Origin of the sequence: Hahella sp. HNIBRBA332 (assembly GCF_030719035.1) — a bacterium.
GTDB lineage: Bacteria > Pseudomonadota > Gammaproteobacteria > Pseudomonadales > Oleiphilaceae > Hahella.
This window is the reverse complement of record NZ_CP132203.1, coordinates 6,354,441-6,368,086: the sequence shown is the minus strand read 5'-3', so window position 1 is coordinate 6,368,086 and position 13,646 is coordinate 6,354,441. Positions and strand designations below refer to the sequence as shown.

Genomic DNA, 13,646 nt, shown 5'->3' with positions numbered 1-13,646 from the left:
TGAACCGATGATTGAACTGAACGACCTGACCATGTCCTATGCGCTGGAAAACAGTCGCTTGAACGTGCTTTCCGGCGTGGACCTCGCCATCGCCGACGCTGAAACAGTGGCCATTATAGGGCCATCCGGCTCAGGGAAGACAACCCTGCTGATCCTGTTAGCCGGCCTGGAGCAACCGGAAAGAGGTGAAATCCGCCTTGACGGAGCCGCCTTATCAACGCTGGATGCGGACGGCCTGGCGGATATGCGACGCGACAAACTCGGCATTATTTTCCAGTCTTTTCATCTGGTTCCCAGCCTCACCGCCCTCGCCAATGTGGCGCTGCCGCTGGACATCGCCGGCCACCCGCAATCCCGCGAGCGAGCGCGGGAAATGTTAGCGAAAGTCGGACTGGCGCAACGGGAGAACCACTATCCGGCGCAGTTGTCCGGCGGCGAGCAGCAACGCGTCGCCATCGCCCGCGCCCTGGTGCATGTCCCCAAACTGGTGCTGGCGGATGAACCCACCGGCAACCTTGACTTAAATACCGGTGAGAAGGTCAGCAACATACTGTTCGACCTCAATCGCGAAACCGGCTCCACGCTGTTAATGGTGACTCACGACGAAGCAATCGCCAAACGCTGCAACCGGGTGCTGCGCCTGTATGAAGGCAAACTGGTGGAGGAGCCTCATGCGCTTCCTGCTTGAGCTGGCCTGGCGGGATTTGCGCGCCAGCGGTCGTTCGCTGTGGGTGTTCTGCGCCTGCCTGCTACTGGGCGTCACGCTGGTGGCGGCGTCAGGCGGGCTCTACCGTATGATCAGCGCCGCCTTGCTGGCGGATACCCGAATGCTGTTGGGCGGCGATCTGGAGGTGGACAGCAACGCGCCACTGCCGCCGGCGACGCTGGACTGGATGCGCGCACGGGGAGATATTTCCCTGGTGACGGAACTCGACACGATGCTGGGCGGACCTGATGGGGCTTTCCTGCGGGTGGAGCTGCAAAGCACGGACGCCAACTACCCTCTCTATGGCGAGCTGACCCTGGACCCGGCTGCGGACTTGGCGCAGATCACCGCCTTCGCCAATGGGCATTGGGGAGCGGCGATTGATCCCAATCTGGCGAACAAACTCAACCTCCACGTCGGCGATAAGGTCAAAGTCGGCTCACTGACTCTGGAAGTGCGCGCACTGACGCTGAAGCAGCCGGACCGTAATCTGAACGCAAACTGGCGGGGCGCGCCGGTGTTGCTCTCCCAGGACGCGCTGCAAGCGAGCGGCCTGATACAACCCGGCAGCCGGGTGGATTATGAATACCGCGTCCGCACCAATACGCCCGCTCTGGCGTGGCGCGAGCAGTTTTATCAGGCCTTTCCTGATCAACCCTGGGAGGTGCGCACGTTTGAAGACCGCAGCCGACGCATCTCCGAACGTCTGGATCAGATCGCCTCCGGTTTGCTGATTATCGGCTTCAGCACTTTGTTCATTGGCGGCCTGGGCGTATTCAACAGCATTCAGGCCTACCTGCAGGGCAAACTGAAGACCATCGCCACGTTACGCGCGCTAGGGTTGCGCAATGGCAGACTGGCGGCGCTGTACCTGTTGCAGACTGGCATCATGGCTGGCGGCGCAACCCTGGCGGGCGCGCTGTCAGGCGGCGCGATGGCCCTGCTTGGCGCGGAAGCGGCGGCGACGGAGATTCCTATCGCCGCCACCTTCAGTGTATTGGCCTCGCCCAGTCTGGCGGCCTTCGCCTTCGGCTTGCTTACCGCCTATGCTTTCGCCCTGCCCGCTATCGGGAGAGCCCTCGCCGCTTCTCCGGCCGCTCTGTTTCGAGGGACCGACGCAACGACCAACAGGCCCTCCTCCCTCTGGAGGATAGCGACCCTGTTGTGCGCCGGTGCGATTATTGCGCTGGTCCTTACCGCATTACCCGATCCCTTGTTTGGCGTCGGCTTTGTTGTGGTGGTAGGTCTACTGTTGTTATTGCTGGATATTCTGGTGCGCGTACTGCGGCGCGGCGCCATAGCGCTGGATCGCCACCCCGTTCTCAGCGGGCGTTTCACCTTGCGGCTGGCGATCGCCAATCTGCACCGCCCCAATGCGCCGCTGCGCACCTCCCTGTTGTCTCTTGGCTCCGCGCTCACCCTGCTGGTGGCGTCCACACTGGTAGTGGCCGCGCTGGTGCGGGCGATTCACTCCACCATTCCGGAGGAATCTCCAGCCTTGGTGCTGTACGACGTCTTCCCCTATCAATACGACGAGGTAGTCGCCGCCATACAAGGCCCTCACGAAGCCCGGCTCGACATGGCCCCATTGGTGCGCTCACGCATTATCAGCATTAACGGTCGCCCGTTAAGCGAGCGCTTCACTCAGGATCTGGAACGGTTGCGCGACACCCAGCAGGATGAATACAAGCTCAGCTACTCCGTCGATAACATCGATAATGTAAACGTGATGGAAGGCGCCTGGTGGCCGGACGACGCGCCCTTAAGCGAGGCGGGACTCCCCAATCTGGCCATGGAGGACCGGGAGGCGCGCCAGCTTGGTCTGCAACTGGGCGACGTCGTTCGTTTTCAGATCGAAGGCCGCGAGCTGGAGGCGGAAGTCGCCGCCATCTACAGCCAAAAGGGCCTGCAAACCCGATTCTGGTTTGAAGGCATTCTTGCTGACGGCGCCTTGGAGCCGTTCATTCATCGCTATGTGGGGGCCGCCTATATGAGCGACGCTGACGCGTTATCGGCGCAAAACCACATCGCCCAGATCGCTCCCAATGTCATCACCGTGCGCACCGCCGTCCTGCTGAGCACAGCCCGGGAACTGCTGGCCAAGGCCGGCGCCGGATTGGCGGTGGTGGCGGGCGTCAGTCTGGCCGCCAGCCTGCTGGTGCTGACCAGCGTCATGGCGGCCGGACGCGCCCGGCAGGTTTACGACGCCACCGTGCTGCACTCTCTCGGCGCCAGAATGTCGGTAATCAAACGCGGCCTGCATATGGAATACGCCCTGCTGGCGTTGATAACGTCCCTGTTCGCCGTGGCGCTCGGCTCAGCCATTGCTTTACCTCTGCTGCATCTGCGCCTGAAACTGCCCTCCGAAGACCTCATCTGGCTGGGAATCGTCACCGCATTCAGCGTCAGCGCCATTACGTTAAACCTGGGAGCGCGTTACTTAATGCGGCGTCTGCAAATCAAACCGGCCAGCCTGTTGCGGGACGCCTAGCCCGTCTGCTGCGGGACACGCCTAAGCAGAGGCGGATTTCACTTTCCGCCCGATCCAGAAGGCCGCCAACGCCCAGCACAACGCCAGTAATGGAATCCAGGCGCCAGGCTCCGCCAGGGTATCCAAGGTTAACCAGCTGGCCAGACACCAAGCGCCGGGAATCGGCGCCAGCCAGCGGGCGACGCCGCCTGACATCGCCGCCGCCATCCCCAGCGTCCCTATCGCCAAAGGATCCGGCGTCATCCCAAACACTTCCGCAGCGACGAGCGGTCTGTCAAACAGCAGCGCCGTCAATGGATGCGCCAGCAGAGCATAGAGAAACAGACTGGCTCCCAACCAGAAGCGTTTATCCGCAAGAGGCGCAAACCTCACCCGGTCTCTGATGACGCCCAGCCAACCCAGCAAAGCCGCCTGCGCCACAAACGCATAGGCGACATATTCCGCCGCCCAGTTGATGGTCGCATAGCGCCGCCACAGAAAGGCCCAGGCGACGAATAACCACAACGCCACCAGGATCAAACTGATCGCCCTGCCGCTCCAGACACGCTGGCGCGCCATCATCGTCAACAGTCCCATGCCCGCCAGCAGAAACAGCCATTGCCAGGGCCACCAGGCCTGGTTGTATAACTCAAATAAACGCCAATACACCCGGTTGGAAAACAGCAGAAAATGCTCCGGGCGATAGGTCCACCATTCACTCATGCGAGCCGTTTCCGCACATCGTCCGCGATACGCCTGCGCTGATTTGCGTCAGGGAAAGGCGACGTCGCCGCGGCCATGTTCTCGCGCACATGGTCCACCCGCGTAGTGGCGGGAATCACGCAAGTGACAGCGGGGTGGGACAGAATAAACTTGAGGATGAACTGCGCCCAGGAAGTGACGCCAATCTCTGTCGCCCACCCCGGCAGACGCTCGCGGCGGAGGCGACGGGTCAGGTCGCCCTGCTGAAAGGGTCGATTGACGATCACCGCAATGCCCCGCTCCGCCGCCAGCGGCAACAGACGCTGTTCTGCTTCACGATCAAGCGGGTTGTAGGTGAGCTGTATAAAATCCAGAGGGCGCTGGCGCATCGCCTGCTCCATGGCGTCATGCCGGCGGCCATGGGAGGTGGTGACGCCGAGGTAGCGCAGATCGCCGCGTTGCTTCATGGCCTGCAACGTATCCAGGTGCGCTTCCCAGGACAGCAGATTGTGCACCTGTAACAGGTCAAAACGGGGTTTCCGCCAGTGGGACAGAGAATCCGCAATCTGCTGCGCCCCCGCCTCGGCGTCGCGCAGCCAGACTTTATCCGCAGCAAACGCTTGCCCGCCCAATCTGGATTGCGCCAGACCGTAGCCAATAGTGGCTTGAGCGGAGCCATACATGGGAGAGGAGTCAATCAAGGCGCCACCGGCTTGGAGAAAGGCATCGATGACGGCGGCGCTTTCGTCCAGCAACTGGCGATCATTACCGACGTTAAATGTGATCCAACTGCCCAGTCCGACAACGGGCAGCATTTCGCCAGTGGAAGGTATCGGGCGCGCCAGCGGCGCAGTCTCCGGCTTACGCGCCCGGATTGACGGCATATGCGTCATCAGCGCGGCGGCGGCCATTCCCTGCAATAGCCTGCGTCGCGTCACATCCCCTTGCGTCATGCGCCCCTCCTGGCTTACGCCTGTGGATTAAGGTTCATACCAAGAGGATAAAACAGTGCGTCCGGCCTGAACAGCGACGCGTTCAGATGAAAAACGCCCAGGACGCGTCAGGGACAACAGCGTATGCAGCGAGAGGGTGAAACCTGACCGTACACCACAATATCGCGACTCTCTTCCTGAGGATAAACCGAATAATACTCCGTGTCCGCAACCTTAACGGACTTCTCTCCCGCCTCAAAATACGCCTGCCCATAGTCGTAGTGCACATTGCCCGAACAATTCCAGAACTTATCGATATCCAGCCAGCCAGTCTGCCCGTTGTCGCCGCCGCCGAACCAGCGACAATCGCCGGTCACACTGATGCGGCCCACCGTATCGCGACGTATGCGGCCATCAGGCATGCGGCGATCTCCCTGGGCGTAAATCTCCAGCGGCGGACAGACATAAACGGCGCCGGATCCCACTTCCAGGTCGCTCAGCAGGTCCTCGATATAGGCTTTCAGGTCCGTATAGCTGCTGCGCTCCATGATCAGCCCATCCTCGCGACTGACCCGGACCTGCTCGGCGATGCTGGCTATTCGCTGGCGCACCGCCCGCGGCATTTCATACAGCGGAATATCGCGATCGATCCTGAGATATTCAAACAGCGAATCCACATCGCGCTCACTCGCCGTCGCCGCCTGGGTCAGGCAGACAAGGCACAATAGGAAACGTCTTTTCACCCTGATTTCCTCCTGAAAAACAGATCGTCGTGAGACACCCCACTTCAGAAAAGTTAGTTCAAAAGAGGCGACTTGCCCAATGCAGAAGCTTGCGTCTCGGGAGGAGAAGACAGTGACTCAAGAAAACAACGGAAATATGCTCATCCCTCGCCGAGGCTTAGGTAATGCCGCATTACAATATGATCAACAAACACACAAAAGATATCTTTTCCCATGAATAAGGCATAGGGTAAGAGATGCACCTTGCACTGGCATCTTGCTACCGCTTGCGCTCGGGTATCGCTACCGGCATTTCTCTCAGGTTTTCCCCCCCACCTGCCAATTTAATACCCCTAAATGCTGTAACCGACCAGGAGACATCATGTCTGGGACTCTATCCACACTAAAATACTATTCATGTCACGAATGGGTCCGCATTCTAGCCAGCTTTGCTATCGTTGGCGTAACAGAGTTTGTATCAGGTCTAAAAGGCTCTATAAAACTGTCCTGTGATGTGGACTACAACAAGGTGTACGTCCCGGGAGAACAGATTGGGACGCTTGAAACCCAGGATGGCGAAGTGCTGCCATTTTACATACCCGTTTCAGGCTACATCGTTGGCGTCAATAACCATCCTTCCATAGACACCGGCAATCCATACGGCGACGGCTGGTTGCTCATAGTTAAAATTATGGAGGAATCAGATATCGCAAAGTTGATGACAGAATCAGAGTACGACAAGACTTTCAAGCGCACGCCTATGTTCGCCTATGCGTGATCTTCAACTGGCCTTATCAATGGCGTTCGCCAGCTATCGGCGGTAGCGACGCCAGAGTCCGCCGCCGGCTCAGTCCAGCTCCCCATTTCCAATCACTCAAACTGACCGGCGCGCCATCCGTGTTGCCAGTTCATAAATATAAACTTAACACTTTCCCCCAGTTTAACGCCCCAATACCAGCGCGCCTGCTACACTTTTCTATGAATGATCGCCGTCATCTAAAACAAATCTAACATCCATGCCGAGGCACAGTTATGATCAGACCTTTCCTCATCGCTGTATTGATCTCTGTCTTCACTGTTTCCGTCCGCGCAGAGACGATGGAAATCCGTCATGTCGCCCTGAGAGAGGGCTCTACGCTGGATCAATACGCGCTCGAATTGCTTAAGTTTCTTGTCGCGCAAACCGGAACCGACGCTAAATTCATCTCCTTCCAGCCTTCCAGCGCGCAGACCCGCCGGGAAATGCTGTTGAAGGATGGCTCTTACGATATTGACTGGCTGGGGGCCACGGCGGAGATAGAAGAACGCGTGCCGCCTGTCCGCTTCCCCATTTTGCGGGGGCTGCTGGGCCACCGGGTGTTCATCACCAACAAGGAAACCAGCGCCAAGCTGTCCAAGGATATGACGTTCGATCAGCTAAAAGAATTCAGTGTGGTGCAAGGCCAGGGTTGGGGCGACATTCCCATTCTGGTGGGCGGCGGCTTCACCAAAATGCAGACCAACTCAACCTTCGACAACCTGTTTAAGATGGTCGACGGCGGCAGGGCGGACTTGTTCCCGCGGTCCATTATCGAGCCTTACGGCGAGCTGGGGTCGCGCTGCAATCTGGGCGCGGATTACGTCTGCACCGACAAGAATATGCTAGTGGACGACAAAATCCTGGTGGTCTACAAACTCCCCATGCTGTATTTCGTGTCGCCCAAGCGTCAGGATTTGATTGACGTGCTGAACACCGCCTTCACCGACCATTACGACGCCTTCCTGGAGTTCTTCAACAATCATCCGTTGGTGAAAGACTCATTACAGAAAATGGAGGGCCGGAAGGTGTTTCACATAGAGGAGAACAAATCCCTCAGCGACGCCACCAGCAATATTCCTGACAAGTACTGGCTGTCGCTCTGATTCACTGTTAGAGCCAGCCAACCAGACGCAATCCGAATAAAGGCGGGATTCCCCGCCTTTTTTACGTATCTTGGTCAGCCTGCAGACTTGCTTTCAGGGCAGATAGACATAATCCAGGCTGAAGTTGGCCACACGGGATTTCCTCGACACAATCTTGAACTTATAGGTTCCCGCGACCCCTTCCGTGTCATAGCTGAGCTTTTCCGGCGCTTCGTTAGTAGCGGCGCTGGCTACCAGCGCGCCATCGGGATTGTACAAGTACAGATCCATATCGTTGCGTCTGCCTGAGAAACGCAGCAGAGCGTCGATCTTACCGCCGGAAACCGTCACTTCATGGTAAACCGGCTCCCAGCCAATGCTCCCCTCCAGTGAACCAGTGGTCGGCTGCGGCGGCGTTTCACAGAGTTTGAACGTCACCGGCACCACGCCCTGGTTATAGTCGGCGATGGCGATCATATCCGGGCAACCATCGCCATCCGTGTCCGCCACCGCCAGCCCTTCTGGATCGTAATGGCTTGCGTATGGAATGCTCACGCGGGTTTCCTCACCCATACCATCCGGTCCGTTCAGATACACGCCCAAGGTGTTCCAGCCGCCGTGCAAGACCAGAATGTCATCGTACCCATTGCCATCCAGGTCCGCTGCGCGCAGGGTTTCCGGAATATCATGAGACGTCAGTTGCACCGGCGTATCCATGGCGCCGGCGGCGTTCTGCGTGTAGACCCACAGATAAGTCGGCGAGTTACGCCCTCTGGCGATAACCAGATCGTCCCGACCGTCGCCATTGAAGTCGCCGGAAGCGATGCCGCTGGCGCGGTCGTTCAGGTCCAGATAGAAGGGCATGGCCGCAGTGAATGCGTCGACGCCGTTATGCAAATGCAGAGAGAAATCCGGCCCGGAGCCCTGCCCGGACATAATCGCCAGATCCATCACCCCGTCGTGGTTGAAGTCTCCCAACGCCTGATCGTTATAACCGCTGGCGTTGGTGGCCAAGGTGGTTTGATAGGCGATGGAGCCGTCTCCGGCGCCGAAATACTGCGTCGCCGGCGCGGACCAGGGCAACCCGATCAGATCAGGGATACCATCCCGATTGATATCCACCGCATCCAATGTGTCCGCCGCCGCAGAGCCGACCAGAGAGGTTTGGAAACCGCCCGCGCCATCTTGAGTAATAATGGTCAGGCCCTGACCATGACCGACAATAATCTCTTCTGCGCCATCGCCATCCAGATCGGCGATTGACAGTCCGTTACGGTTGCCGGTGGCTTGATAGCCAATGCGAGTGGGTTCGCCGAGACCGGCGGCGGTGGGATGAAAGACGAAAACGCTGTAGTCGTTTTCTGCATCGAAGTAATAAGAAGAAACCGCCACCAGCTCCATGTCGCCGTCACCGTCCACGTCGCCAAAACCGACGGCGTCGATCCAGGTTTTGCCGGGTTTGTAGGCGACGCCGACCGTGAATCCCGAGTCTTCCTCGGCGGTGAATTTCATCGCTTCGACGGTGGCTAAGCGAGGGGCCAGCATGGGCGGAGTCAGGCGATCATCGCCCAGCGGGCGACCATAAATATCCGTAGCGAGAGGCTGGGCCAGCACAGCGCCGGCCTCCAGCATGAGCGTCAATCCTATCAGCGGGGTTTTCATAATGGGTCCTCCTTTATGCGTTGATTCCCCGTATCAGGCCCGCGTCCGCCCTGATTGAATGCTCAGGAGCGGAATCGGGCGATGCGGTGGAGTCATCCTCGCAAGCAGTACGACCCTATATGTCGGATTCAGCGCCGACTATTTCACATTCTCCAACAGGCTACAGGAGAAGGCGGGAAGTGTGACAACGCCATTGGCGACAGCTGCTTCTGAAGCGAGTAATGGCTCACTCCAGCGGTTTCCAGGCAGGGCGAAAGTCTGCGCCTGAGGCGACAGGTTAAATATCCCTAATACCTGGCTATCGCCTTCTTTCCTCAGGATGACGAACAGCTCATCCGGTGCGTTCAGCAGCTCCGTGCATCCCCGGCGCAGCTCCGGCCGCTCTTTGCGCAGCGCCAGCGCCTGTCGGGTATAACGCAGCACCGAATCCGCCGCGTCTTCCTGTCGATTCACCGCCGCCGCAAGATGTTCCTCGGGCAAAGGCAGCCAGCTCTCTCCGACACTGAAGCCGCCGCCGGCATTGTCGCGCCAGGGCATCGGCGTGCGACAGCCATCGCGGCCTTTAGCGTGCGGCCAGCCATTGATGCCTTCTGGGTCCTGCAACAGTTCATAGGGCAAGTCCGCCTGGGTCAGCCCCAGTTCTTCCCCCTGATATACACAGGCTTTGCCCGGCAGCGTCATCAGCAGGGTCAGCGCGGTTTTCGCCAGCGTCTGCTGTTGCGCCGGCGACGCCTCCGCCGCCCAGCGGGAGGTCACACGCATCACATCATGGTTGCCCACGGCGAAGGTCAGTTTACCGGCCCCTACTTCCGCCAGCACCGCCGTCACAATGTCCTTCACCACACGCCCGCTGATGGGCGCGCCCAGCAGAGAGAAGTTGTAGCAGGACTGCAGACGGTCTTCTCCCGCCGTATATTGAGCGCTCACCGCCATACCGTCGCCGCCAACTTCCCCGAGCAGAAAGCGACCCTCATAACGATCCGCCAACGCCCGCAGGCGGGTCAGGAAGGCCACGACTTCATCATGCTGGTTGAACGAGTGCCGATGGTGCTGCAAATGGAACGGGTTAGCCCGCGCCGCCGCGGATTGCCGGAACGGATCATCCAGATCCCGCGCCGGGTTATCCGTCAGTTCAGGGTCGTACGCCAGGGTGGCGATGGCGTCTATGCGCAGGCCGTCCACGCCCCGCTGGAACCAGAATTCCGCCTGCGCCAGCATGGCTTCCGTCACCGCCGGGTTGCGGTAGTTCAGATTGGGCTGGCCCGGCAGAAAGTGATGCAGATAGTACTGGGCGCGGCGGCCGTCCCAGGTCCAGGACGGTCCGCCGAAGTGCGCGCGCCAGTTGTTGGGGGGGCTGCCGTCCGGTTTGGCGTCGCGCCATACGTACCAGTCCGCCTTGGGGTTGCTGCGGTCGGAGCGGCTTTCCTGAAACCAGGGATGTTCATCGGAGGTATGGCAGGGAACCAGATCGATCAGCAGTTTCAGGCCGCGCTCATGCATCGCCGCCAGCATGCGGTCAAAGTCCGCCAGCGTGCCGAATATCGGATCAACGTCGCAGTAGTCCGCCACGTCATAGCCGAAGTCCTTCATAGGAGACTTGAAGAACGGCGAAATCCACACAGCGTCCACGCCCAGACTGGCGATATAGTCCAGCTTTTCCGTGATGCCGTTCAGATCCCCTACTCCGTCGCCGTTGGAGTCGCAAAAACTGCGCGGATAAATCTGATAGATCACGCCGCCCTCGCTCCAATCCGAAGGCTGTGTTTGTCCCTGCATTGCACTTCTCTCCGCCATGGCTCGCACCTCATCTGCTTGAACGTAAACGATTAACTAAAATTGTTTCAAACAAAGCATGATTTTCTATATAAATACGAATATTCATGCTTATTACGGGATTTTCATCGGATGCTAGGCAACGTAAACGTTTACGTCAACAAATCCAAATTAAGACGTTTAAGGCGAAATTGAAGCCATGAAAACCACTATCAAAGACGTCGCCAAACGCACCGGCGTCTCCATCGCCACCGTGTCCCGGGTCATCAACGGGTTGGGGGGATATTCCAACGACACACGCAAAAAAGTGCTGTCCGCCATCGACGAAATGGGCTTTCGGCCCAACGCGGTAGCCCGTGGTCTGGTCAGTAAAAAAACTCATACTATCGGGGTCATGTTACCGGACGTTTCCGGCATGCTGGCGGCTGAGATCCTCAAGGGCATTGAGACGGTGGCCAAGGAGCAGCGCTATAGCGTCATCGTCTGCAACACCAATTATTCCGGCGACCGTTCTCAGGAATACGTGCGGACGTTGAAAGAGAAGCAGGTGGACGGCGTGCTCGCGGTGAGCGAGTACATGACGTCGGAGAAAAGCAACGCGCTGTTGAGCCTGAATCTGCCCGTCGTGCTGATTTCCACCCTCTCCTATTCCTATCCCTTTCCCTACGTGAAGGTGGATGACAAGCAGGCCGCCTACAGCGCCGTCTGCCATCTCATCGACAAAGGCCACCGCCATATCGCCATGATCAGCGGCGATCGCGCCGACCTCATCGCCGGCGCGCCCCGCATCGAGGGCTATGTTCAGGCCCTGCGGGACCATGGGCTCAGCGTGGATGAGTCGTTGATTCGCTTTCGAGCGGAATTTGAATCTTTCGGCTTTCACAGCGGCGCGCTGTGCATGGAAGGATTACTGGGGGACAAGCCCGGCCAGTTCAGCGCCGTATTCGCCGCCAGCGACGAGTTGGCGATGGGCGCGCTGTCCTGCGCTCACCGCCATGGCGTCCGCATCCCGGATGATCTGTCGATTATCGCCTACGACGACACCCGCATCGCGGAAATGGCGACGCCGCCGCTCACCGCGCTGCATCAGCCGCTGTTCGCCATGGGCAGCCGCGCGACGGAAATGCTGCTGGACATGTCCGCCGCCGGAACCCTGGAAGCCGAGAGCGTGATCATCCCGCACAAGATAATTGAGCGGGAGTCGGTCAAAGCGATCTGAGCCACTCCACACGCCCGACTTCCAAGTACGGATTAGAAAGTGGAATGGATTAGAAAGTGGAATGGATTAGAGAGTGGAATAGTGCCGGTAGATGCGGCCAAGCACCTCCAGGTCGCCCATACTGGGGTTCCAATCGCCGCTGACCACATGGCCGGGATCAATCTTGCAGCCGCCATAACGTGTGTTGTCGACGGAGTCCAGGAGCCCCACCGCCTGATCCGCATACATCATGATGGATTTGGGGTCGAAGTCGGTGCCATAGGTTTCAAACTTGCGGGTGCTGTTGCGCTTGTTCAGCTTGTAGGCGTCCAACGCCATTTTGTTGGCCCCCCAGGTGTGGAGCACGCTCTCGGGCGCATCATCGCGTTCATGCTCATGAGCCAACCCCAAAGCATGTCCTACTTCATGGGGCAGCGATTTGATATTGGCTTTGCCATTAACCCCCAGCTTGGTGCTGGCGCCGGGAAAATACCCAATATCCGCAGAGTTGCTGGCGAAATTGAGCGTCGCTACGCCGTTACCCGCCGCGACCACTTCAACGAACTTGATCAGCTGCGTGCCCCAATATTCCAGAACGCAGTGCTCCCAGCGGCGGAATGTCGTACGTACAGTCTGTACATATTCCCTGTCCAGCCCCTCGGGCACAAACACCTTCACCACGCCGTTCGGCCAGGGGCCGCCGACATTGGTTTGACTCTCAGAGAACTTGCCGTCCCAACTCATACGGTAAACCATCGCGGTTCCGCCGTTTCTTATACATCCCAATCCCATGATCCCACTCCTTTTTAGTTACGGATCTCAGAGTTTAGCTCGTCTCAACTCAATGTTGCGGAGACAACGCCAATCCAATTTCAGTGCGATCCAGGGAGCGACGTTGGAGACGCCTTCCAGTCATGAGAAATTGTTATTTATTGTAATTCTGTCAGCCCGCGCCGCCCCACTGGTTGAACCAGACCAGCTCCTGCAACTCCTTGCGCTGGCTCCAGTTTTCCTGTTGCAGCATTGGCGCGTCATAAAATTTATCCACATGTCCCAGACACAGAATGGCGATGGGCTCGCTACCTTCCGGGCATTGCAGCAACGCGGCTAATTCGACAGGATCAAACAGCGACACCCAGCCCATGCCGACGCCTTCGCAACGGGCCGCCAGCCAGAGGTTCTGGATCGCGCAGCTGGCGGACGCCAGATCCATATCCGGCATGGTGCGACGGCCAAAAATATATTTTTCACGCCGGTCCGTGAGCATCACCACCAGTAATACCGGACACTCACGCACCCCTTCCACTTTCAGACGCATAAACTCCTGGCCGCGTTCACCCAGGGCTTCCGCCGTCAATAATCGCTCTTTCTCCACCGTGGCGGCGATGTCCCGGCGCAGGCTGGGTTCGGTGATGCGAATAAAGCGCCAGGGCTGCATGAAGCCCACGCTGGGGGCGTGGTGGGCGGCTTGCAGAATGCGCTGCAAGATTGCCTCGTCCACCGGGTCCGGCAGGAAGTGACGCATATCGCGTCGCTCATATATCGCACGATACACCGCCTGTTTCTCTTCAGGTGAATAGCCGCTGTCCGTCATGAATCG

General features: G+C 58.7%; 12 protein-coding genes. 5 read left to right on the top strand and 7 right to left on the bottom strand.

Translation table 11 applies throughout. The features are described 5' to 3' along the window. Positions 1-7: 7 nt before the first annotated feature. Both O5O45_RS28275 and O5O45_RS28270 read left to right on the top strand, forming a co-directional pair. A complete protein-coding gene (locus tag O5O45_RS28275; RefSeq protein WP_305902644.1) occupies positions 8-688 on the top strand; it encodes an ABC transporter ATP-binding protein in 681 nt (226 codons plus the stop codon). Then, positions 672-3,197, top strand: coding sequence for an ABC transporter permease (locus O5O45_RS28270; protein ID WP_305902643.1), 2,526 nt, complete (start codon positions 672-674; stop codon positions 3,195-3,197). Before O5O45_RS28275 ends, O5O45_RS28270 begins: the two co-directional genes overlap by 17 nt. A 21-nt stretch (positions 3,198-3,218) precedes the next feature. On the opposite strand, the gene O5O45_RS28265 is transcribed toward O5O45_RS28270, so the two are convergent. From O5O45_RS28265 to O5O45_RS28255, 3 genes are all read right to left on the bottom strand, one after another. Further along, a complete protein-coding gene (locus O5O45_RS28265; protein ID WP_305902642.1) occupies positions 3,219-3,899 on the bottom strand; it encodes a DUF6064 family protein in 681 nt (226 codons plus the stop codon). After that, positions 3,896-4,831, bottom strand: coding sequence for an aldo/keto reductase (locus O5O45_RS28260; RefSeq protein WP_305902641.1), 936 nt, complete (start codon positions 4,829-4,831; stop codon positions 3,896-3,898). Before O5O45_RS28260 ends, O5O45_RS28265 begins: the two co-directional genes overlap by 4 nt. 107 nt (positions 4,832-4,938) lie before the next feature. Next, positions 4,939-5,553, bottom strand: a complete 615-nt coding sequence (locus tag O5O45_RS28255) for a hypothetical protein (RefSeq protein WP_305902640.1) — start codon at positions 5,551-5,553, stop codon at positions 4,939-4,941. 361 nt (positions 5,554-5,914) lie between these two features. Here O5O45_RS28255 and O5O45_RS28250 point away from each other — a divergent pair, with 361 nt between their 5' ends. Continuing rightward, a complete protein-coding gene (locus O5O45_RS28250) occupies positions 5,915-6,310 on the top strand; it encodes a glycine cleavage system protein H (RefSeq protein ID WP_305902639.1) in 396 nt (131 codons plus the stop codon). A 254-nt stretch (positions 6,311-6,564) separates the two neighbouring features. After that, entirely contained in the window at positions 6,565-7,434 is an 870-nt protein-coding gene (locus O5O45_RS28245; RefSeq protein WP_305902638.1) for a hypothetical protein, read from the top strand. A gap of 93 nt (positions 7,435-7,527) precedes the next feature. Here O5O45_RS28245 and O5O45_RS28240 read toward each other — a convergent pair whose 3' ends face one another. Together O5O45_RS28240 and O5O45_RS28235 are read right to left on the bottom strand one after the other, a co-directional pair. After that, positions 7,528-9,075 (bottom strand): FG-GAP repeat domain-containing protein, encoded by a 1,548-nt coding sequence (locus O5O45_RS28240; RefSeq protein ID WP_305902637.1) that lies wholly within the window; start codon positions 9,073-9,075, stop codon positions 7,528-7,530. A 138-nt stretch (positions 9,076-9,213) separates the two neighbouring features. Next, positions 9,214-10,869, bottom strand: coding sequence for an alpha-amylase family glycosyl hydrolase (locus O5O45_RS28235; protein WP_305902636.1), 1,656 nt, complete (start codon positions 10,867-10,869; stop codon positions 9,214-9,216). A gap of 178 nt (positions 10,870-11,047) precedes the next feature. Between O5O45_RS28235 and O5O45_RS28230 the strand changes: the two genes are divergently transcribed. Continuing rightward, the gene (locus O5O45_RS28230) at positions 11,048-12,067 is read left to right on the top strand and encodes a LacI family DNA-binding transcriptional regulator (protein ID WP_305902635.1); all 1,020 of its coding nucleotides are present in this window, start codon (positions 11,048-11,050) and stop codon (positions 12,065-12,067) included. Positions 12,068-12,133: 66 nt separating this feature from the next. On the opposite strand, the gene O5O45_RS28225 is transcribed toward O5O45_RS28230, so the two are convergent. Both O5O45_RS28225 and bluB read right to left on the bottom strand, forming a co-directional pair. Next, positions 12,134-12,838: a M12 family metallopeptidase gene (locus tag O5O45_RS28225; RefSeq protein ID WP_305902634.1), complete on the bottom strand. Its 705-nt coding sequence runs from the start codon at positions 12,836-12,838 to the stop codon at positions 12,134-12,136. 151 nt (positions 12,839-12,989) lie between these two features. Next, positions 12,990-13,640: a 5,6-dimethylbenzimidazole synthase gene (gene bluB / locus O5O45_RS28220; protein ID WP_305902633.1), complete on the bottom strand. Its 651-nt coding sequence runs from the start codon at positions 13,638-13,640 to the stop codon at positions 12,990-12,992. Positions 13,641-13,646: the final 6 nt, after the last annotated feature.